The organism is Strawberry lethal yellows phytoplasma (CPA) str. NZSb11 (assembly GCF_000397185.1).
GTDB classification, from domain to species: Bacteria; Bacillota_I; Bacilli_A; order Acholeplasmatales; family Acholeplasmataceae; genus Phytoplasma; species Phytoplasma australiense.
Genome location: NC_021236.1, coordinates 401,744 through 424,424, shown reverse-complemented (window position 1 = coordinate 424,424; position 22,681 = coordinate 401,744). Strand labels below are relative to the sequence as shown.

At 33.3% G+C, this 22,681-nt stretch carries 12 protein-coding genes, 3 tRNA genes and 3 rRNA genes; all 18 read left to right on the top strand.

What is annotated here, in order from left to right; genetic code table 11:
* The first annotated feature begins 57 nt into the window (after positions 1-57).
* Positions 58-141: transfer RNA gene (locus tag SLY_RS02050), tRNA-Tyr, on the top strand.
* A 111-nt stretch (positions 142-252) separates the two neighbouring features.
* Positions 253-1,783, top strand: a 16S ribosomal RNA gene (locus tag SLY_RS02045).
* 68 nt (positions 1,784-1,851) lie between these two features.
* Positions 1,852-1,928 (top strand) — tRNA-Ile (locus tag SLY_RS02040).
* A 65-nt stretch (positions 1,929-1,993) separates the two neighbouring features.
* Positions 1,994-4,843, top strand: a 23S ribosomal RNA gene (locus SLY_RS02035).
* A gap of 32 nt (positions 4,844-4,875) precedes the next feature.
* Positions 4,876-4,982 (top strand): 5S ribosomal RNA (gene rrf / locus SLY_RS02030).
* The 16S, 23S and 5S rRNA genes sit together here with 2 tRNA genes alongside, the layout of an rRNA operon.
* Positions 4,983-5,513: 531 nt before the next feature.
* Positions 5,514-5,590, top strand: a tRNA-Asn gene (locus SLY_RS02025).
* Between the two features lie 243 nt (positions 5,591-5,833).
* Complete coding sequence (locus SLY_RS02020) at positions 5,834-7,966, top strand: polyribonucleotide nucleotidyltransferase (protein ID WP_015637961.1); 2,133 nt, start codon at positions 5,834-5,836, stop codon at positions 7,964-7,966.
* A gap of 65 nt (positions 7,967-8,031) precedes the next feature.
* A complete protein-coding gene (locus SLY_RS02015) occupies positions 8,032-10,464 on the top strand; it encodes an HAD-IC family P-type ATPase (protein WP_015637960.1) in 2,433 nt (810 codons plus the stop codon).
* Position 10,465: 1 nt separating this feature from the next.
* A complete protein-coding gene (gene rlmB, locus SLY_RS02010; RefSeq protein ID WP_012359134.1) occupies positions 10,466-11,167 on the top strand; it encodes a 23S rRNA (guanosine(2251)-2'-O)-methyltransferase RlmB in 702 nt (233 codons plus the stop codon).
* A 145-nt stretch (positions 11,168-11,312) separates the two neighbouring features.
* Positions 11,313-11,459 carry a 50S ribosomal protein L33 gene (gene rpmG, locus SLY_RS04960; RefSeq protein ID WP_081475352.1) on the top strand — a complete coding sequence of 49 codons (147 nt, stop codon included), beginning with the start codon at positions 11,313-11,315 and terminating at the stop codon, positions 11,457-11,459.
* Between the two features lie 16 nt (positions 11,460-11,475).
* Positions 11,476-11,886 carry a preprotein translocase subunit SecE gene (gene secE / locus SLY_RS02005; protein ID WP_012359133.1) on the top strand — a complete coding sequence of 137 codons (411 nt, stop codon included), beginning with the start codon at positions 11,476-11,478 and terminating at the stop codon, positions 11,884-11,886.
* Positions 11,883-12,497, top strand: coding sequence for a transcription termination/antitermination protein NusG (nusG, locus tag SLY_RS02000; RefSeq protein ID WP_015637958.1), 615 nt, complete (start codon positions 11,883-11,885; stop codon positions 12,495-12,497). The genes secE and nusG overlap by 4 nt, the downstream gene beginning before the upstream one ends.
* Positions 12,498-12,610: 113 nt before the next feature.
* A complete protein-coding gene (gene rplK, locus SLY_RS01995; RefSeq protein ID WP_012359131.1) occupies positions 12,611-13,036 on the top strand; it encodes a 50S ribosomal protein L11 in 426 nt (141 codons plus the stop codon).
* A 16-nt stretch (positions 13,037-13,052) separates the two neighbouring features.
* Positions 13,053-13,742 carry a 50S ribosomal protein L1 gene (rplA, locus tag SLY_RS01990; RefSeq protein WP_041784317.1) on the top strand — a complete coding sequence of 230 codons (690 nt, stop codon included), beginning with the start codon at positions 13,053-13,055 and terminating at the stop codon, positions 13,740-13,742.
* 57 nt (positions 13,743-13,799) lie between these two features.
* Positions 13,800-14,300, top strand: coding sequence for a 50S ribosomal protein L10 (rplJ, locus tag SLY_RS01985; protein ID WP_015637955.1), 501 nt, complete (start codon positions 13,800-13,802; stop codon positions 14,298-14,300).
* A 44-nt stretch (positions 14,301-14,344) separates the two neighbouring features.
* Positions 14,345-14,719, top strand: coding sequence for a 50S ribosomal protein L7/L12 (gene rplL / locus SLY_RS01980; protein WP_015637954.1), 375 nt, complete (start codon positions 14,345-14,347; stop codon positions 14,717-14,719).
* A 157-nt stretch (positions 14,720-14,876) separates the two neighbouring features.
* Positions 14,877-18,599 (top strand): DNA-directed RNA polymerase subunit beta, encoded by a 3,723-nt coding sequence (gene rpoB / locus SLY_RS01975; protein ID WP_015637953.1) that lies wholly within the window; start codon positions 14,877-14,879, stop codon positions 18,597-18,599.
* Positions 18,600-18,602: 3 nt separating this feature from the next.
* Positions 18,603-22,667: a DNA-directed RNA polymerase subunit beta' gene (gene rpoC, locus SLY_RS01970; protein ID WP_015637952.1), complete on the top strand. Its 4,065-nt coding sequence runs from the start codon at positions 18,603-18,605 to the stop codon at positions 22,665-22,667.
* Positions 22,668-22,681 lie beyond the last annotated feature (14 nt).

Below are 22,681 nucleotides of genomic sequence, written 5' to 3'. Positions count from 1 at the left end.
TTTTCTTTTTAATTGTGCTATAATATTTTAGGTAAATTAAATTGTATTTTTAATTTTGGAGGGATAGCGAAGTGGCTAAACGCAGCAGTCTGTAAAACTGTTCCGTAAGGTACGGTGGTTCGAATCCACCTCCCTTCACCATTAAAACTATTTTAATCTTTGAAAACTGAAGATGATACTGAAAAATTATTTTTTTAAATTCATTAATTTTTTTAAACAAATTAGTTTAACTAGTCTGTTTAAAAAGTCAAAAAAACGAAGAGTTTGATCCTGGCTCAGGATTAACGCTGGCGGCGTGCCTAATACATGCAAGTCGAACGGAAGTTTAAGCAATTAAACTTTAGTGGCGAACGGGTGAGTAACGCGTAAGCAATCTGCCCCTAAGACGAGGATAACAGTTGGAAACGACTGCTAAGACTGGATAGGAGATAAGAAGGCATCTTTTTATCTTTAAAAGACCTCGCAAGAGGTATGCTTAGGGAAGAGCTTGCGTCACATTAGTTAGTTGGTGGGGTAAAGGCCTACCAAGACTATGATGTGTAGCCGGACTGAGAGGTTGAACGGCCACATTGGGACTGAGACACGGCCCAAACTCCTACGGGAGGCAGCAGTAAGGAATTTTCGGCAATGGAGGAAACTCTGACCGAGCAACGCCGCGTGAACGATGAAGTATTTCGGTACGTAAAGTTCTTTTATTAGGGAAGAAAAGATGGTGGAAAAACCATTATGACGGTACCTAATGAATAAGCCCCGGCTAACTATGTGCCAGCAGCCGCGGTAATACATAGGGGGCAAGCGTTATCCGGAATTATTGGGCGTAAAGGGTGCGTAGGCGGTTAAATAAGTTTATGGTCTAAGTGCAATGCTTAACGTTGTGATGCTATAAAAACTGTTTAGCTAGAGTTGGATAGAGGCAAGTGGAATTCCATGTGTAGTGGTAAAATGCGTAAATATATGGAGGAACACCAGAAGCGAAGGCGGCTTGCTAGGTCTTAACTGACGCTGAGGCACGAAAGCGTGGGGAGCAAACAGGATTAGATACCCTGGTAGTCCACGCCCTAAACGATGAGTACTAAACATTGGGTAAAACTAGTGTTGAAGTTAACACATTAAGTACTCCGCCTGAGTAGTACGTACGCAAGTATGAAACTTAAAGGAATTGACGGGACTCCGCACAAGCGGTGGATCATGTTGTTTAATTCGAAGGTACCCGAAAAACCTCACCAGGTCTTGACATGCTTTTGCAAAGCGGTAGAAATATCGTGGAGGTTATCAGAAGCACAGGTGGTGCATGGTTGTCGTCAGCTCGTGTCGTGAGATGTTGGGTTAAGTCCCGCAACGAGCGCAACCCTTGTTGTTAATTGCCATCATTAAGTTGGGGACTTTAGCAAGACTGCCAGTGATAAATTGGAGGAAGGTGGGGACGACGTCAAATCATCATGCCCCTTATGACCTGGGCTACAAACGTGATACAATGGCTGTTACAAAGGGCAGCTAAAGCGTAAGCTTTTGGCGAATCTCAAAAAAGCAGTCTCAGTTCGGATTGAAGTCTGCAACTCGACTTCATGAAGTTGGAATCGCTAGTAATCGTGAATCATCATGTCGCGGTGAATACGTTCTCGGGGTTTGTACACACCGCCCGTCAAACCACGAAAGTTGGCAATACCCAAAGCCGGTGGCCTAACTTCGCAAGAAGAGGGAGCCGTCTAAGGTAGGGTTGATAATTGGGGTTAAGTCGTAACAAGGTATCCCTACCGGAAGGTGGGGATGGATCACCTCCTTTCTAAGGAAAAAAAGTTATCATCTTCAGTTTTGAGAGACTTAAAAAAGTTTTTCGTTTTTTAAGATTAAGGGCCTATAGCTCAGTTGGTTAGAGCACACGCCTGATAAGCGTGAGGTCGGTGGTTCAAGTCCATTTAGGCCCACCAAATAAAATAGGTCACATCTTAAAAAAAGCTCTTTGAAAAGTAGATAAACAACAAAGGTTAAAAAAATCAAAGGAACTAAGGGCGCACAGTGGATGCCTTGGCACTAAGAGCCGATGAAGGACGCAATTAACGGCGATACGCCACGGGGAACTGTAAATAAGTGGAGATCCGTGGATTTCCGAATGGGACAACCCGTTGCATTGAAGATGCATCATCCTCGTAAGAGGAAGGAAACGCAGTGAACTGAAATATCTAAGTAACTGCAGGAAAAGAAAGTAATAACGATTCTGGTAGTAGTGACGAGCGAACCCGGAAAAGCCTGATACCACCACTAGTTAACAAGTTTTTGTCAAGTAGAAGCTTTTGGAAAGAAGTACCAAAGAAGGTGACAGTCCCGTAAACGTAAGCAAAAACCTAGGGTATCAACAAGTACGGCGAGACACGAGAAATCTTGTCGGAAGATGGGAGGACCATCTCCTAAGGCTAAATACTACTTAGTGACCGATAGTGAACTAGTACCGTGAGGGAAAGGTGAAAAGAACCCCGAAAGGGGAGTGAAATAGATCCTGAAACTGTGTGCCTACAATTAGTCAAAGCACGTTAATGTGTGATGGCTTGCCTTTTGCAGAATGAACCGGCGAGTTATGATATGGAGCAAGGTTAAGTTTGAAGGAACGGAGCCGTAGCGAAAGCGAGTCTTAATAGGGCGTTTCAGTTGCATGTCATAGACCCGAAACTGGTGTGAGCTAGCCATGAGCAGGTTGAAATTTAGGTAAAACTAAATGGAGGACCGAACCAGGACACGTTGAAAAGTGTTTGGATGACTTGTGGCTAGGGGTGAAATTCCAATCGAACCCAGAGATAGCTGGTTCTCCCCGAAATAGCTTTAGGGCTAGCGTTGATTTGGTTATTTGGTGAAGGTAGAGCACTGAATGGGCAAGGGCTCCACCTCGGGGTACCGAACTCAATCAAACTCCGAATGTTACCAAATAAAATCAGCAGTCAGACTGTGGGTGATAAGGTCCATGGTCAAAAGGGAAAGAGCCCAGACCGTCAGCTAAGGTCCCCAAATTGATGTTAAGTGGCAAAGGAAGTGAAGACGTTTAAACAACTAGGAGGTTGGCTTAGAAGCAGCCATCCTTTAAAGAGTGCGTAATAGCTCACTAGTCGAATGACTCTGCGCCGAAAATGTATCGGGGCTAAAACATCATACCGAAGCTACGGATTGAAATAACTTTTTAGTTATTTGAATGGTAGGGGAAGCGTTCTGACATCAGTGAAGCCATAGCGGAAGCAGTGGTGGAGAGGTCAGAAGTGAGAATGCCGGTGTAAGTAACGAAAAGATAGGTGAGAATCCTATCCGTCAAAAACCCAAGGTTTCCAGGGCCAGATTCGTCCTCCCTGGGTTAGTCGGGTCCTAAGGTGAGGGAGAAATCCGTAGCCGATGGCAAACAGGCTGAAATTCCTGTACTAGTTAATCAACTGATGGAGGGACAAAGCAGGCTAAACACGCCCCTTATTGGATTGGGGTAGAAAAACTAAGTCTGAGAAGACAGGCAAATCCGTTTTCTCATTCCAAAAGACAAGGTTTGAAAGTAAAGTGATTGATGTCATACTTTCAAGAAAAGCTTCTAGGGTTAATTGATTAACTACCCGTACCGTAAACCGACACAGGTGGGAAGGTAGAGTATACTAAGACGCGCGAGCGAACTCTTGTTAAGGAACTCGGCAAAATTACTCCGTAACTTCGGGATAAGGAGAGCTTTTATTAATACTAAAAGCCGCAGAGAATAGGCCCAAGCGACTGTTTATCAAAAACATAGGTCTCTGCTAAACCGTAAGGTGATGTATAGGGGCTGATGCCTGCCCGGTGCTGGAAGATTAAAAGGAGATGTCAGGCAACGAAGCATTGAATTGAAGTCCCAGTAAACGGCGGCCGTAACTATAACGGTCCTAAGGTAGCGAAATTCCTTGTCGGGTAAATTCCGACCCGCACGAAAGGCATAACGATTTGGGCGCTGTCTCAACAAGAGCCTCGGTGAAATCAAATTACCGGTGAAAATGCCGGTTACCCGCGACAGGACGAAAAGACCCCATGGAGCTTTACTGCAACTTAATATTGAAATTGGAAATAAGATGTACAGGATAGGTGGGAGACTGTGATTAAAAGACGCTAGTTTTTTAGGAGTCAACCTTGGGATACCACCCTTGTTATTTTTAGTTTCTAACCTCTGCAAGTGGATCGCAAGGGACAGTGTTTGGTGGGCAGTTTGACTGGGGCGGTCGCCTCCTAAAGAGTAACGGAGGCGTTCGAAGGTTCCCTCAAAATGGTTGGAAATCATTTGAAGAGCATAAAGGCATAAGGGAGCTTGACTGTGAGACCTACAAGTCGAACAGGGACGAAAGTCGGACTTAGTGATCTTACGGTACCGAATGGAAGGGCCGTGACTCAACGGATAAAAGCTACCCTGGGGATAACAGGCTTATCGCTTCCAAGCGTTCACAGCGACGAAGCGGTTTGGCACCTCGATGTCGGCTCATCACATCCTGGAGCTGGAGAAGGTTCCAAGGGTTGGGCTGTTCGCCCATTAAAGTGGAACGCGAGCTGGGTTCAGAACGTCGTGAGACAGTTCGGTCTCTATCCGTCGTGGGCGTTGGAAATTTGAAAGGAACTGTCCCTAGTATGAGAAGACCGGGATGGATATACCGCTGGTGTTTCAGTTGGTTCGCCAGAGCCACAGCTGAGTAGCTATGTATAGAAAGGATAAACACTGAAAGCATCTAAGTGTGAAGCCTCCCTTAAGATGAGATTTCCCTATGAGATCCCTGAAAGACGATCAGGTTGATAGGCTAGAGGTGTAAGAAGGGTGACCTTTTTAGCTGACTAGTACTAATAGATCCATTGACTTTGATTTTTTTAACTGAGTTTATCTAGTTTTGAAAGATTCTTGGTGCATAAAACTAAGGGGAAACACCTGTTACCATCCCGAACACAGCAGTTAAGTCCTTAGTACTGACAATAGTTTTTACGAGCGAAGATAGGGAGTGCCAAGAATTGCTTAAATAAATAAAGAGGATTAATTATTTTAGCGAACCTTTTTATATTTTTTAATTTGTTTTAAAAATAAGTTAAATTAAAATGGTAGCCTTTATTAGTGCTGCAGGAATTTTAAAATTTTTAATTATTGAACAAATTTTAAAACTTATTTTTTAAAACTTATTTAATTTTTTGAATAGTTTTTTTTGAATGGTTTTATTTTATTATAAAAAGACCACTTATTACTTATTATTTTTTTTTATGTTTGCAAAATTTATTTTATGGATTTTGTTATTCTTTTTTATTGTAATATTTAATTTAATATTTTTTAAGATTCCTTGTAAGTTTATTTTTCCATCTTTTCATATGTTGAATTATTTCTAAATACTTCCATCATCTATCAAAAATATTTTAAAGCTAATATTTCAATTTCTAAAACAAATTAAAAAATCGTTTTTTAATGTTTTAAATAACATTAAAACGTTGGGATTGGTGATATAATCCTAATTTAGAGAGGAACTTTTACCTTTCTTTTGTAAAATTAATAAGCCTACGTAGCTCAGTTGGTTAGAGCATCTGACTGTTAATCAGAGGGTCCTAGGTTCGAGTCCTAGCGTGGGCGCCATTTTTTTTAATTTCGTCTTGGAATTATTTTTTAAATTAGTGTTTATTTTCAAAATATTGACGCTTCTATTTTTATTAAACATAATTTTAAATTGACTTTTTTTATTAAATATCACTTAAAATTAAAAATCATGAAAAGTTCAAATAAGCTAGTTTGTTGAAAGCGGTTCAAACACTAGCTTTTTATTTTTATATATTTTTTTCAACAAATACATTATAAAACCCATTAAAAGGAGCATTAAAGGTGTTAAAGCAAGTTTTTGAAACCACTGATTTAAAAAATTCTTTCCAAGTAGAAATAGGAACTTATGCAAGAAACGTTGACCCTTCTGTTTTAATTCGTTTTCAGGATACAGTTGTTTTGACAACTACAGTTTTTAGTAATAAGAAAAATAATTTTGATTTCCTCCCTTTAACTGTGATTTATCAAGAAAAATTTTATGCTGCTGGAAAAATTCCTGGCAGTTTTTTGAGAAGAGAAGGTCGTTCAACTGACCATGAAATTTTATCTTCTCGTTTAATTGATCGTTCTTTAAGACCGTTGTTTCCCAAGGAATTTAGACAAGAAATACAAGTGATTAATACAGTTTTAAGTTCAAATCCTGATTTTAAAAGCGAAATTGCTTCTATTCTTGGCAGTTCTTTGTCGCTTCTTATTTCTGAAATCCCCTTTTTTGAGCCTGTTGCAGGCGTTTATGTTGCCTATATTCAAAATCAATTCGTTATTAATCCTAACGCCCAACAATTAACCAATTCCCCTTTACATTTATTAGTAGCAGGAACCAAAAAAAATGTTGTTATGATTGAAGCCCATGCTTCCGAGGTTTCAGAAGAAATGTTTTTAGAAGCCATTGTTTTTGCTCACGAATACATTAAAAAATTATGTTTATTTCAAGAGGATGTTCAAAAAAAAGTTGGTCAAACTAAAAAACTAATTGATTTAGACGCTGAATTGCAGTCATTGGAAAAAGAATTTAACGAACAATATCGCGAACAAACAAGAACCTTGGTTGCGAATGTTTTTGAACAAGATCAAAAAAATGATTTGCAAGTTTTCAAAAAAAAAATTCTAGCCAAAGCACAACAAAAAGCTTTTGTTAAAACAATTGACCAAATTACTTTTTTTGACGTCGAAGAACAAAAAAAATATTTATTGTTAATTGAAAACTTGTTTCAAAAATTATTTAACCAAGAAATGAGAAATTATATTATCAAAAACAAAAAACGACCTGATAAAAGAACTTTAGAAGAGGTTAGAAACCTTGATTCACAAATTGATTTGTTACCTCGACCCCACGGATCTGCTTTGTTTACCAGAGGACAAACCCAAAGTTTGGCCGTAGTTACTTTAGGAACTTTATCAGAAAGCAAAATCATTGATGATTTGAGCGGAGAAAGCAACAAACGTTTTATGTTACATTATAATTTCCCTCCGTTTGCGGTAGGTTCTATAGGTCGTTATGCTGCTCCTAGTAGAAGAGAAATTGGTCATGGTAATTTAGCTGAAAAAGCTATTTTGCCACTTTTACCTGAAGAAAATGATTTTCCTTACGCCATTAGAGTAGTTTCTGAAATTTTAGAATCTAATGGTTCATCTTCACAAGCGACTGTTTGTGCCACTTCTATGTCTTTAATGGCTGCAGGTGTTCCTTTAAAAAGAGCTGTTTCAGGAATTGCCATGGGTTTGTTTATGGATTCCAAAACTAACGAATATGTTATTTTAAGTGATATTCAAGGATTAGAAGACCATATTGGTGACATGGATTTAAAAATAGCAGGTAGTGATAAAGGGATTACAGCTTTGCAAATGGATCTTAAAATTGAAGGCATTTCCCAAGCTATTTTAAAACAAGCTTTTTTTCAAGCCAAAAAAGGAAGGCTTCATATTCTAGAACATATGAATAAAACTATTGCTTCCCCGCGTAAAGAAATGTCTCAATACTCTCCCAAAGTTCAAATGTTTCAAATAAAGCCAGAAAAAATTCGCGATGTAATCGGCTCTGCAGGAAAAATCATTAATCAAATCATCGAAAACCATGATGGCGTTAAAATCGATATCGAGCAAGACGGCCGTATTTTTGTTATGCATTCTAATTTAGAAACAGTTAAACAAGCAATTCTTTTTATTAAGAATTTAATTCAAGACGCGGAAGTGAATAGTATTTATCACGCTCATATTTCGCGTTTCTTAAATGATAAAGCTGGCAATATTTTGGGAGCTTTTGCCCAAGTGAGTCCAAGCATTGAAGGATTAATTCGTTTTTCTAAAGCGAAAAAAGAAAATGATGTGGTGAAAATAGGTGACAAAGTTTTGGTAAAATGTGTTAAAATCAATGAAAGAGGGCGAATTGATTTCGTTCTTATATCAAAAAAATAAATTTACAGATTATAATAATTTTTTTATTTTTTTAGTTAAATTAAAAAAATATGGTGCTATGAGGTATGGATAAAAATTTGAATAGTTTAAATATAACTAAAGGATTGACTAATAAAGAGGTTGCAAAAAGAAAGGCTTTAGGCCAATCTAACGTTGTTTCTTCTAAGAATTCCAGAAGTTTTAAGGATATTTTATTTAATAATTTTTTTAACTCCTTAACTTTATTAATTTTAATTGTTGTTCTCGTTATTATTTATATTGGCAAATACAAACAATTATTTTTTTTATTAGTGTATTTAACTAACATTTTTATTAATCTTTTTCAAGAAATTAGAGCTAAAAAAACTTTAGATAAAATATCTTTACTCCTAAAAACTTCTTCACAAGTAATTAGAGAAGGCCAAAAAGAAACTGTTGCTATTGCTGATTTAGTTTTAGGTGATTTTTTGGTTTTGAAAACAGGTGATCAAATTTCTGCCGATGCCAAAGTAAAATCAGGTGTTATTGAAGTTAATGAAGCTCTTTTAACTGGAGAAACTCAGTTGATAGCGAAAAAAGAGGGTGATTTTTTATATTCAGGCAGTTATGTTGTTTCTGGTCAAAGTGTGGCAGAAATTGTTGCTGTTGGTTCTGATATGTATATTGAAAAAATTTCCCAAGCTGCCAAAAAGTATAAACAACCTCAAACCCCTTTGATGAAGGGTTTATCTTCGTTCATTAAAGCTATTATTATTTGTTTAATTTTTCTTTTTCTAGCTTCGGCTTATTTTTGCTTTCATCCTGTTTCAACTGCGGATAATTATAAAAATAGCTTTTTGCTTGGTTTTTGTGCCATGACAATATCGATGCTGCCTTTAGGACTTTTTTTATTAGTTAACATTACTTTAGCAGTTGGTTTTATCAATTTAGCCAAACAAAAAGCTTACGCTCAAAATTTATTTGGCATCGAAATGCTTGCCCAAATTAATACTTTATGCCTAGATAAAACAGGAACTATTACCGATGGCACGATGAATGTCAAATCAGTTATTCCTTATTTTCCTAAGGATTTCCCTTTTGAAAAAATTATGGCTTCTTTTTTAAAAGCTGAACCAGATTCCAATCATACTCACGACGCTTTAAAACGTTATTTTGATCAAAATACAGATTTTTATCCGATCAAACAAAACATTCCTTTTTCAAGTGTTCGTAAATATAGCGTTGTTGAGTTTGAGACTTTAGGTACTTTTTTTTTAGGAGCCCCTGAATTTATTCTTCAAAACAACTTTTTTCTTATTCAAAAAGACTTCGAAAAACAAGTAAAAGCCGGTTGTCGTGTTCTTTTGTTGGCAAAAAATTCTACTCATGATTGGATTTCTCAACAAAATACCAACCAAAACCAACAAAAAATTAATAATTGCATTCCTTTGGCTTTGATTGTAATTGAAGACAATATTAAACAAGATGCTGCTGATACGATTGCTTTTTTTCAAAAAAACGGAGTTGCTATAAAAGTTATTTCAGGCGACAATCATTTAACGGTTTCACAAATAGCTCAAAGAGTGGGAGTGAGTGACGCCAATAAAGCAATTAATTTAGAAAACATAAATGATGAAGAAGTTGAAAAAATTGCTTTAAAGTATAATATTTTTGGCAGAACCACCCCCCAACAAAAACAAATTCTGATTAGAACTTTAAAAAAAGCAGGTCAAAAAGTTGCTATGACAGGCGATGGCGTCAATGATATTTTAGCCTTAAAAGAAGCCGATCTTTCAATTGCTATGGCATCAGGCAGCCAAGCGACTCGTAATATTTCTAATTTAGTTTTAATGGATTCCAATTTTTCCTCCATGAAACAAGTAGTTTTTGAAGGCAGAAAAATTATTAATAACCTTGATAAAGTTTCAATATTATTTTTCACCAAAACTATTTTTTCTTTTTTGTTATCTTTTAATGTTATTATTTTGAATCTATTTAAAAAACCTTGTTATTATCCGATCGATCCTTTAAAATTACAATTTATTATGGATTATTGGTCAATTGGAATCCCTTCGCTTTTATTATCTTTTGAAAAAAATTACCAAATTATTAAAGGTGATTTTTTAAAAAAAAATCTTCAAAAAGCCTTTCCTTACGCCTTTTTAGTTATGCTTAGCTATTTATTTATTTATTGTAAATTATATTCTTCCGATCATGTAATGGAAACATTAGAAAAAATTGCTGATAGTTTCATTTTAGTTGCAACTTTGGTTTTGTTTGTGGTTTTATGGTCGATTTGTAAACCATTCAATTTGCAAAAATCCCTTTTATTTATCCTTATGTTATTATTTTTTTCATTCTTTTATTTTGCATTGGCAAGAAAATCAACAACTATTTTTAAGCGTCCCTCTTTAATTTTATTATTATTTGTGGTTGTTATTTTATCTTTTTTGATTAGTTTTTTGAATGTTAAGAATTTTTTTAATTTCCAAAAATTTTTTAATTTTAAAAATGTCAAAAAAGTAGAAAAGAAGTTTTAAGATGTTTATTTATGGAAAAAACACAATCAAAGAAGCAATTAAAGCTAAAAGAAAAATTTACCAATTATATCTTGATGCTAATTTTAAAGACAATTCTTTTATTTCTTTTTTGAAACTATCTAATCAACCTTATCAATTGGTTGATAAAAAAAAATTATTTGATTTAGTCAAGCAAAAAAACCATCAAGGAGTAGTTGCTCAAGTAGAAAGTTATCAATTTTATGATTTAGATAGTTTTTTATCGTTTGAAAAAAAGCAACGCTTTTTGATTTTAGATGCTATTCATGATCCTCATAATTTGGGAGCCATTTTAAGAACAGTTGAGGCTTGTGGTTTTGATGGAGTGATTATGAGCAAAAAACATCAAGTTCCTTTAAATGCTACAGTTTCCAAAATTGCTTGCGGTGCTTTGGAATATGTCAAAGTTTTTTTAGTTTCAAATCTCCATCAAACTATTTTAAAATTACAAAAACAACAAGTTTTAATTATTGGAACTGATAGCAATGCCACGCAAACCTTAACTAAAATTCCTTGTAACCAGTCTTTGGCGATTATTGTTGGCAATGAAGGTGACGGCATACGTTATTTATTAAAACAAAAATGCGATTTATTGGTTAAAATACCTATGAAAGGGAAAATTAATTCTTTAAATGTTAGTGTGGCTTCTGCTTTGATGATGTATGCTACTTTATTATCTTATTAAACTTTAATTTTCTTTTTGCTAATTTTACTAAAAAAACAAATCATTATTTATCTTTTCTTTGCCTCAAAACATTAATTTATGATATAATAAAAAAAGATGTTTTGAAACATTAAATTAATTTTTTATTATTAAAGGAGATATTTTTTTGAAGAAAAATATTTTAGTTTGTGTCTTATGTTTGAGTCGTAATTATAATACTAAAACTAGAAATTGCAACCACTCGCAACGTTTAAATTTGAAAAAATATTGCTCTTATTGTAATAAACATACTTTGCATCAAGAAACTAAGTAAAGGAGTTTTTTAGTTTATGGGAATTAAAGTAATTAACGAAAATAAACCAAATCAATTATTAGGCGTTATTCGCAGAAATTATAGTTTTTTTAATGTTTTTTTAATTTTCATATCTCTTTTGTCTTGTGGATTATACGGAGAATTGATAAATTTGCCCAACAGAGAAACGCAACCATTTTCCGGTCACCCTCGTATTAATTTGGTTTTTCAAGCTTCATTGTTATTTTTTATTGTGGTCGCTCTTTTTGTGAATGCTTTTCGTTTTTTGAAAGACGCTTTTTTGCAAATTAATCAAATCAGTTTCCCTTCTTTAAGACAAGCTTTTTTCAACACCCTTCAAGTAATTTTTTTCACTTCCTTTTTGGTTGTATCTATTTGGTCTTTTGGGTTTATTATAGATAAATTATTAAGTTACAAATTTAGTTGATCCATATGAAAAAAGAAAAAGCAAAGACAATTGATCAAAAAACAGAAAAACCTCAAGAATTACAAACAGAAGCTCCTCAATTTAGGTGGTACATTGCTCAGACTTATTTAGGTTATGAAAACACTGTTAAACAAGATTTACTAAGAAGAGTTGAAAGCCTTGGCATTAGAGAATTAATTTCTAATGTTTTATCCCCTAGAGAAACTTATTATGAAACTCGCGCAGATGGAAAAAAAACTTCTAAAGAAAGAAATTTATATCCAGGATATGTTTTTATTGAGATGATTATTACTGATCATTCTTGGTTTGTAGTTAAAAATACTCCAAGGATAACCGGTTTTTTAGGTTCTAGCGGGATGAGTTCTAAACCTATTCCTTTATCCGAAAAAGAAATTAATCCGGTTTTGTTTAAAATGGGCATCATGAGTAAACCAAATTATGACCATTTAATTGGTAAAAAAGTAGAAATTATTTCTGGTTCTTTAGCCAACCAACAAGCCAAAGTTTCCATTATAGATAATGACCGAGAAAAAATAATTGTAGAAGTGGATTTGTTTGGTAGGACAGTTCCAGTTGAAATCTCATTTAGTGATTTTAAAGAAATATCTTGATTTTCTTTTATTAAATCATTTTAAATTATTTGTTAATTAATAATAATTAAAATAACGCAAAAATAATAAAAAAATTTATTTTACCGTTTATTTTTATAAAGAAAGGTTTTTTTATGGCTAAAAAAGTTGTTAAAATGGTGAAATTGCAAATACCTGCAGGAAAAGCAAATCCAGCACCTCCAGTAGGCCCTGCTTTAGGACAAGCTCAGGTCAATATTCCTTCTTTTTGTTCTCAATTCAATGAGACAACAAAGGATCAAATGGGCTTTATTATTCCTGTAATTATTTCTGTTTATGAAGATAGAACTTTTACTTTTGTTACCAAAACTCCTCCTGCAAGCGATCTTTTAAAAAAAGCAGCCAAAATTGATGCTGGTTCTGCAAACGCTAAACAAACTAAAGTTGCAACCATTAGCAAATCACAACTTCAAGAAATCGCTAATTTAAAATTAAGAGATCTTAATGCTTATTCTGTTGAACAAGCATGTAAAATAATTGCAGGAACCGCTCGTAATATGGGTATTTTGATTGAAGATTAAAAAAGGAATTATTAAGATGAAACGAAGCAAAAAATATTTAGCAGTTAGTCAAATGTTTGATATAAAAAAAAGATATCCTCTTCAGGAAGCAATCAAATTAACTAAACAGAGCCAGATAACTAAATTTGATGCTACAGTGGAATGTGCTTTTCACTTAAATTTAGATCCCAAAAAAGCAGATCAAAATTTAAGAGGCGCTCTTGTCTTGCCTCATGGAACTGGCAAAACTTTAAAGTTGGCAGTTATTGCTAAAGGAGAACAAGCCAAAATTGCAAAAGAAGCCCAAGCTGATTATGTTGGTGATGAAGATTTAATTGAAAAAATTTCCAAAAATTGGTTTGATTTTGATGTTTTAGTATCTACTCCTGAAATGATGCCTCAACTAAGTAAATTAGGACGTCTTTTAGGACCCAAAGGTTTAATGCCAAATCCTAAAACAGGAACTGTTACTGATAACGTTGGTCAAGCTGTTTCAGAAATTAAAAATGGTAAGATTGAATATCGTCTCGATAAAAACGGTAATATTCATGCGATTATTGGAAAAGCTTCCTTTGAAGAACATAAATTGTTAGAAAATCTTAAAACTTTATATTTGCAATTAATGAGAATCAAGCCTCGCACGGCTAAAGGAAACTACATTAAAAATGTTACTATATCAACCACTATGTCACCAGGAATTAAAATTGATCCTATTACCATTGCCTAAAAATCAAATATTGAATGATATAATTACAAATTTAATTTTCCAAGAAAGGATAGATCAATGATAAAACCTCAGTTAGCTAAAAAAATAGAAACAGTTTCTTTTTTGCAAGAAAAAATCTCTCAAGCAAAAACAGTTATTGTTTTTGAGTATTCCAATTTGCCTGTAAGTGAATTTATGAAACTTCGTCGTCAATTAAAAAAAATTGATTGTGAAGTTAAGGTTTATCCCAAAAATATTATGCAAAGAGCTTTTATGAATACTAATTACCAAGATTTAGTTTCACTTTTAAAAGGAATAAAAGCTTTAATCATTAGTCAACAAGAATTATTAGAACCCATCAAAGTCATTTATAATTTTGCTAAACAAAATAAAGTTGTCAAAATTGTTTCAGGAGTGGTAGAACAAAAAATTGTTTCTCCGCAAGAAATCAATAGCTTAGCGACTTTACCTTCTAAAGAACAAATGTTGGCGCTTTTATCAGTTGCAATGTCGTCTCCTTTGCGTCAATTAGCTTTTGCTTTAAAACTTTTGTCAGAAAAGCAAGCAACAAATAATTAAAAAAATTAAAAAAATTAAAATTAAAGATAGGATGTTATATAAAAATGGCTAAATTAACTAAAGAATTGTTTGTATCAGCTTTAAAAGAAATGTCTTTATTAGAAATTAAAGAATTATTAGATGGTTTAAAAGAAGAATTTGGAATCGATCCAAATGCTTTAGCGGTGGCTTCTGCTGGACCTTCTAATGCTCCTGAAGCAGAAGAAAAAACAGAATTTACAGTTGTTATGAAAAATTTTGGGAAAAACAGACTCCCTGTTATTAAAGTAATCCGCGAAATAACAGGCTTAGGTTTGCTTGATGCTGATAAATTTATTAAAGTTCCTGATCAAAAAGTAAAAGAAAATGTTTCTAAAGCGTTAGCTGAAGATATTAAAGCCAAATTAGAGCAAGCCGGAGCCGTTATTGAACTTCAATAAATTATTTTCTTGTTAAATGATATAAAAACCTGATATAATTCAGGTTTTTTATTCTTTAATATTTTTTTATTGTATTAAACAAAAATTCACAAAAATACTTTAATGAAAAATTTTTGTCAACAAAAAAACATAACTAAATAATTTATAGGAGTATGATATGGCTTACAGAAATGTTAAATATGGTAAAAAAGTAGAACGTCGTAATTATTCCAAAATAATTTATGATGTGGACTTGCCTAATTTAATTGAAATTCAAAATAAATCTTTTAATTGGTTTTTAAAAGATGGCATTGAAGAGTTGTTGCAGGATTTTTGTCCTATCGAAAGTTATAACGGCGATTTAAAAATTTATTTTGGCGAGTGTTATTCTACAGGGCCTAAATATAGTGTCGAGGAATCTAAAACCAAAGATGCGAGTTATGTTATTCAATTATTTGTTAAAGCTACTTTGGAAAACACTTTAACTGGAGAAACTAAGAAAAGTAGTGTTTTGTTGACAGAGCTACCTTTAATAACTGATACAGGAACTTTTATTATTAATGGTAAAGAAAGAGTGGCTGTTTCTCAAATTGTTCGGTCTTCTAGCGTTTATTATTCAAGTACTTTTGATGTTAAACTTAATAAAAATTTATATTCAGGCCAAGTTATTCCTGCCAGAGGAGCTTGGATTGAATATGAAGAAGGATCCAAAGAGATTTTATACGTTAAACTAGATCGTTCTAAAAAAATCCCTTTATCCAATTTTATTTATGCTTTAGGATTTAATAATAGAGAAATTATTGAAAAAGTTTTTGGAAAAAGTCCTCTTCTTAATTCTTCTTTCGTCAAAGAAGAAGATATGGATACAGGAAACGCTTTGATAGAATTGTATTCCAAAATTCGTCAAGGGGAAAAAGTTCCAGTTGATACAGCAAGAGATTTTATCAGAAAAAGACTCTTTGATCAAAAAAAATATGATCTTACAACAGTTGGAAGATATAAATTTAATAAAAAACTTGATGTTCTTGCGCGAGCAGAAAAAACTTATTTAGTTCATGATTTCGTTAATCTTGAAACAAAAGAAATAATTTTGCCCAAGCATACGTTTTTAACTAAAGATAAAATAGAAATATTAAGAAAAAACCGTCATTTTTTATTGCAAGAATTATTTGACGCTCAACATAATTTAGAAAACGAAACAGATGAAGAAATCCTTACTTACAAAAAAGACCCTCAAAGTAGAGAATTATATATTAAAACTAATATTTTAAATTTTCGTACTGGTGAAATTATTTTCCCCAAAGATACTTTAGTGACTGATGAAGTTATTAAACGATTAAGAGAAAGCATTCAATTGCTTGATGGAAAAGTGATTGAATTTTTCTTACGTTCCAAAGATGTTTATCAAAAAGACTTAGAACGCACCGGTGTTTTTAATGAAATTTTAGAAGTTTATCTTTCCAAAGATGAACACGATAATTTACAACATAAAGTTCAAATTGTTGGAAATAATCAAAAAGAAACAAAAAAACACATTACTTTATCTGATATTATTGCAAGTATTAGTTATTATTTAAACCTTTATGAAGGCATCGGAAATGTTGATGATATCGATCATCTAGGAAACCGCCGCTTAAGATTAATTGGTGAATTATTAAAAAACCAGTTTCGCATTGGTTTAACAAGAGCTGAAAAACACATTAAAGATATGATTTCTGTAAGTAAATTTAGCGAAGTTGGTCCAGGCGAATTAGTGAATTTCGGTTTTTTAAATGGTGTCATTAAAACTTTTTTTGCCAATTCTCGTTTATCTCAATTTATGGATCAAATCAATCCTTTAGCTGAATTAACCCAAAAAAGACGAGTTTCTGCTTTGGGTGTTGGTGGAATTAATCGTGATCGTGCAGGGGTTGAAGTAAGAGACGTTCACAATTCTCATTATGGTAGATTGTGTCCGATTGAAACTCCAGAAGGTCCTTCGATTGGTCTTATAGCTTCGCTTGCTATTTATGCTAAGGTTGATGATTATGGCTTTATCCAAACTCCTTTTTTTAAAGTGTTTGTTCAAAACGGTGCCTCTTATGTTTCTAATCAGATAGAATATTTAACTGCCGATCAAGAAAAAGAAGAAATTATTGCTTCATCAGGATACGAATTAAATTCTGATGCTACTTTTCAAAAAGATAAGGTAATTGCTAGAAAAAACGGAGAGATAGGGATTTACCCCAAAGAACAAGTTACTTATGCCGATATTTCTCCTAAACAAATTGTCTCTATTGCTACTGCATCAATCCCCTTTTTAGAACACAATGATTCTTCAAGAGCTTTAATGGGTTCCAATATGCAACGTCAAGCAGTTCCTTTGTTGGTTACCGAATCTCCTATTGTTGGTACAGGAATTGAATATCGTGCCGCTAAAGATTCAGGTTCTTTGATTATAGCATCCCAACCAGGAATTGTTACTTATGTTGATGCTAAAAAAATTGTGACAAGTGATCAAGAAGGAAACAAAAAAGAATACCAACTAACTACTTTTGAAAAATCGAACCAAGACACTTTAATTTTGCAAAAACCCATCGTATCTTTAGGCGACAACATCCAAAAAGGCGATATTTTAGTTGACGGACCTTCTACTAATCAAGGAGAATTAGCACTTGGAAGAAATGTTTTAGTTGCTTTTATGACTTGGGAAGGTTATAATTATGAAGACGCTATTATTATTTCTGAAGAATTAGTAAAAAACGATGTTTATACTTCTGTTCATATTAATAAATATTCAGTTCAAACCAGAGAATTAAAAAAAGGCAGCGGTAAAGAAGAAATTACTCGAGAAGTTCCTAACGTTGGTGCTGATGCCATTAAAAATCTTGATGAAAGAGGAATCATTATTCCTGGATCAGAAGTTAAAGAAGGAGATATTTTGGTTGGAAAAATTACTCCTCAAGGTAATGTAGATCCCACCCCTCAAGAGAAGTTGATTCAAATAGTTATCGGCGAAAAAGCTCGTGAATATAAAGATTCTTCTTTAAGAGTTCCTTATGGAGAAGGCGGAATTGTTCAAAGCGTTCAATATTTTTCTAGAAAAAACGGTGATATTTTGCCTCCCGGTGTTAACGAAAACATTCGCGTTTTTATTGCTAAAAAAAGAAAAATTAGCGAAGGCGATAAAATGGCTGGACGTCACGGAAACAAAGGTGTTATTTCCCGTATTTTGCCTAAAGAAGATCTACCTTTTATGGAAGACGGAACCACTATTGATGTTATGTTAAACCCTTTAGGTGTTCCTAGTAGGATGAATATTGGTCAAATTTTAGAAATTCATTTGGGAATGTCTGCTAAAAATCTCAACATCAAAGTGGCTACTCCTGTTTTTGACGGCGTTAATGATCAAGATTTAAAAGAAATTTCTCAAGAAGCTAATTTAGAACTTGATGGCAAAAAAGTTTTGTATGACGGAAGAACTGGTGAACCTTATGAAAATCGTATTTCTGTTGGAGTAATGTATATGATCAAATTATCGCATATGGTAGATGATAAATTACATGCTCGTAATGTTGGTCCTTATACTTTGGTAACTCAACAGCCGATGAGAGGAAAAATCCGAGAAGGCGGTCAAAGATACGGTGAAATGGAAAACTGGGCCGTGCATGCTCATGGAGCCGCATATACTTTGCAAGAATTTTTAACAATTAAAAGTGATGATATTATTGGTAGAAACCAAACATACAGCGCTATTGTTCAAGGAAAACAATTGCCAAAACCCAATATCCCAGAAAGTTTTCGAGTTTTAATTAAAGAATTACAAGCTTTAGGTTTATATGTAGAACTTATTAAAACAGATACTAAGGAAAATGAAGTTAATAAATCTTTAATTGATTACAAAAAGGAAGGTTATAATTAAAAGATGAATGATAATAAATTATTTAGATCAATAGAGACTCTAAATTTTTCTTTTCAAACTTTGGAAAAATTAAAACTTTCAGGAATCAATAATTTAGAAGATTTTAATACTTTTTCTTTAGAAGAACTAAGGTCTTTATTGCAAGAAACTTTTTTGGAAGTTTTGCCTATTTTAAAACAATTCGCCTTACCGCGTGATTTAAAAAAATTAAACCTTAACAACGATATTATTGAAAAATTGACTCTTTTAGGTATTTATGATTTCGAACAACTTTTAAAAGCAGAATTACCAGTTTTAACCAAAACTTTTCAAACTGATCTCGCTTCTTGGCGCGCATTAAACGAACTTTTTGAATTGCACCAACATCTACCTCCAGAAGGCTTAATTGTATCTAATAAAAAATACGGTAGTAGAGATTATGATTATTTCAAAATTCGTTTAGCATCTCCTGAAGAAATTCGTCAATGGTCTTATGGGGAGGTTACAAGTTACGAAACAATTAATTATCGTACTTATAAACCTGAACCTGGCGGCTTATTTTGTCAGAAAATCTTTGGTCCAGTAGTTGATTATAGATGTGCTTGTTCCAAAAAACAAATTAGCACCAAAAGCCAATTTTGTAATAAATGCCATGTGGAATTTACTGAAACTAAAGTCAGAAGAGAAAGAATGGGACACATCGAATTACAAGCGCCAGTTGTACATACTTGGTATTTTAATTCTTCTCCTAGTCGTTTGGCCGTTATTTTAAACATTAAAGCTAAAGCTTTAGAAGAAATAATTTATTATATTTCTTATGTTGTAATTGACCCTGGTAAAACAGATTTTAAAGAAAAAGAAATTATTTCCAAAAGTCAATATAGTCAAAATTTAGATATTTTTGGCCCTAATGGTTTTGTTGCTTTAACTGGTGCTGAAGCAATTAGAAAATTATTGGAAAACCTTGATTTAGAAAAAACAATTAAAATCCTTAGAAAAAACTTATCAGAAGTTTCTAAACAAAAACGAGGTGCTTTGATTAAAAGATTAGAAATTATGGAATCTTTGTATCAATCTGATAATAATCCTGAGTGGATGGTAATGGACGTTATTCCTGTTTTGCCACCAGGATTAAGACCCATGGTCCCTTTAGATGGTGGTCGTTTCGCCACTACTGAAATTAATGATTTATATCGTCGTATTTTAAATCGCAACAATCGTTTAAAAAAACAAATGCTTCAAAAAGCTCCAAGTTTAATTATCCAAAATGAAAAAAGAATGTTGCAAGAAGCAGTTGATTGTTTGTTTGATGGTGATAGAAACGTTAAGAAAAATGTTAATAATATAGAAAAAAACCGCCCGCTTAAATCTTTATCGGAAATGTTGCGTGGAAAACAAGGACGCTTTCGTCAAAATCTTTTAGGAAAAAGGGTTGATTATTCTGGCCGTTCAGTAATTATTGTAGGTCCTGACCTTAAAATGCATCAATGTGGTATTCCTCGAGAAATGGCAATTATCTTATTCAAACCTTTTATTTTGAAAAAATTGCAAGAAACTAAGGGAATTGACAAAAAAAATGCCAATTCTATTTATGAAAAAATGAATGAAGAAGTTTGGAACGTTTTAGAAGAAGTAGTCAAAGAACATCCTGTTCTTCTTAATCGCGCCCCTACTTTGCACCGTTTAGGGATTCAAGCTTTTGATCCTAAATTAATCGACGGCAAAGCTATTCGTTTGCATCCTTTAGTAACCCCTGCCTTTAATGCTGATTTCGATGGTGACCAAATGGCCGTTTATATACCTCTTTCTTTGGAAGCTCAAGCCGAAGCTCGTTTGTTAATGCTTGCTTCTAATAATATTTTAGACCCTAAAAATGGTAGTCCCGTTGTTACCCCTTCGCAAGATATGGTTTTAGGAAACTATTATTTAACTATTGAAACTAAAAAAGATCTTTTCGCTAAAGACCTCAAAGTTTCTCAAGAAGATGCAGCTAATCACCAACAAAAACATCGCAATGAGGGAGCTTTTTTTGCTGATATCAACGAAGTAAAAATCGCTTATCAAAGCAAAGAAATAGGACTTCATACGCGTATTTTTATCAAACCGCGATCAATTAACTTATCTTTTACTGAGGAACAAAAAGAAAAATATTTAATGACTACTTTAGGTAAATTAATTTTTAATAACATTTTACCTCCTAATTTTCCTTACATTAATGAACCAACTGAAACTAATTTATACGTTAAAACTCCTGACAGATATTTTTTAAATCCAGGAGAAAACCCTAAATCATTTTTGAAAAAATTACCCCTCCCAAAACCTTTTAATAAAAAGTTCTTATCGATGATTATTGCTTGTTTTTTTAAACAAATGAAAATTACAGAAACTTCGAAAATGTTAGATAAAATTAAAGATTTAGGTTTTAAATATTCTACTATTGCAGGAATTACTGTTTCTTTTGCTGATATTAATATTTATTCTGAAAAAGACAAATTATTATCTAAAGTTGAAAAACGCAATAATCAAATTGAAAATTGGTATAAACAAGGATTTTTAACAGATGCAGAACGTCGCCGTTTAGTTATTAACGAATGGAAAACAATCCGCGACCAAATTCAAGAAGGATTAATGAAAGAATTCCCAAATGACAACCATATTTTTATGATGAGCGAAAGTGGTGCTCGTGGTAGTGTTTCTAACTTTACTCAATTAGCAGGGATGAGGGGATTGATGAATAACCCTAAAGGGGAAATTATTGAAGTTCCCGTGAAAGCCTCTTTTAGAGAAGGTTTGAAAGTTTCTGAATTTTTCATTTCTACTCACGGAGCCCGCAAAGGTTCAACCGACACTGCTTTAAAAACTGCTGAATCAGGTTATTTAACACGTCGTTTAGTTGATGTTACTCAAGATGTTGTGGTTATTAAAGAAGATTGCGGAAGTGATCATAGTTTTTTTGTTGAAGCTATGATGATCGACGGCAAAGAAATTATTTCTTTAAAAAACCGTATTTTGGGTCGTTGTGCTAGTCGTGATGTTTTGCATCCTAAAACAGGTGATGTTATTGTATCTTCTAATGAATTAATTAACGAGACAATCGCACAAGAAATCATTGATGCAAAAATTAAAAAAGTTCCTATCCGTAGTGTTTTGAATTGTAGTTGTGAATACGGTATTTGTGCTAAAGATTATGGTTTTAATTTAGCCACTAATAAACCAGTTGAAGCCGGTGAAGCCGTTGGAGTTATTGCCGCTCAGTCAATCGGAGAACCAGGAACTCAATTAACTATGAGAACTTTCCATACGGGTGGTGTTGCCTCAGCATTAGACATTACTCAAGGACTTCCAAGGATTGAAGAATTATTTGAAGCAAGAAAGCCCAAAGGAAAAGCTTTAATTAGTGAATTTAAAGGAAAAGTTAAAAAAATCAACAAAATCAATTCACCACATCCAGAAATTATTATTACTACAACTAACGAAACCGGAGAACAAGAACATCTTTATGTTTTAGATCCTAATGTTGACATTTTAGTGAGCAAAAATGATGATGTTTATCCAGGACAAAAATTAACTTCAGGATCAATCGATTTAAAAGAACTTTTAAGAGTCGCAGGAACGATTGAAACACAAAAATATATTTTAGCAGAAGTGCAAAAAGTTTATCGCGACCAAAACGTTTTTATTAGTGATAAACATATTGAAATCATTATTCATCAAATGTTTAAACAAGTTTTTATCATTGATGAAGGTGACACAAAACTTTTACCAGGTACAGAAATTTCTATTAATAACTTTAAAAAAGCTAACTTAGAAATGTTAAAAGAAAATAAACGTTTAGCGGTTGGTAGATTAGTTATTTTAGGAATCACTCGTGCTTCTTTGAGAAGTGATTCTTTACTTTCTGCTGCATCTTTCCAAGAAACTACAAAAATTTTAATTGATGCTGCAATCCAAGGGAAATCTGATTATTTATACGGATTAAAAGAAAACGTAATTATCGGCGGTTTAACTCCATCTGGTACAGGCGTTTTAGAAACTAAAGAATTTGAATATCGTACAAATTCAACTCCTCAAAATGAAAATAAAAATTAAATAAAAATCCAGAA

What these genes read in the sequence shown, in the direction of transcription:
- SLY_RS02015 (WP_015637960.1), top strand. Translation starts at nt 8,032, where the DNA reads ATGGATAAAAATTTGAATAGTTTAAATATAACTAAAGGATTGACTAAT.
- rlmB (WP_012359134.1), top strand. Translation starts at nt 10,466, where the DNA reads ATGTTTATTTATGGAAAAAACACAATCAAAGAAGCAATTAAAGCTAAA.
- secE (WP_012359133.1), top strand. Translation starts at nt 11,476, where the DNA reads ATGGGAATTAAAGTAATTAACGAAAATAAACCAAATCAATTATTAGGC.
- rplK (WP_012359131.1), top strand. Translation starts at nt 12,611, where the DNA reads ATGGCTAAAAAAGTTGTTAAAATGGTGAAATTGCAAATACCTGCAGGA.
- rplA (WP_041784317.1), top strand. Translation starts at nt 13,053, where the DNA reads ATGAAACGAAGCAAAAAATATTTAGCAGTTAGTCAAATGTTTGATATA.
- rplJ (WP_015637955.1), top strand. Translation starts at nt 13,800, where the DNA reads ATGATAAAACCTCAGTTAGCTAAAAAAATAGAAACAGTTTCTTTTTTG.
- rplL (WP_015637954.1), top strand. Translation starts at nt 14,345, where the DNA reads ATGGCTAAATTAACTAAAGAATTGTTTGTATCAGCTTTAAAAGAAATG.
- rpoB (WP_015637953.1), top strand. Translation starts at nt 14,877, where the DNA reads ATGGCTTACAGAAATGTTAAATATGGTAAAAAAGTAGAACGTCGTAAT.
- rpoC (WP_015637952.1), top strand. Translation starts at nt 18,603, where the DNA reads ATGAATGATAATAAATTATTTAGATCAATAGAGACTCTAAATTTTTCT.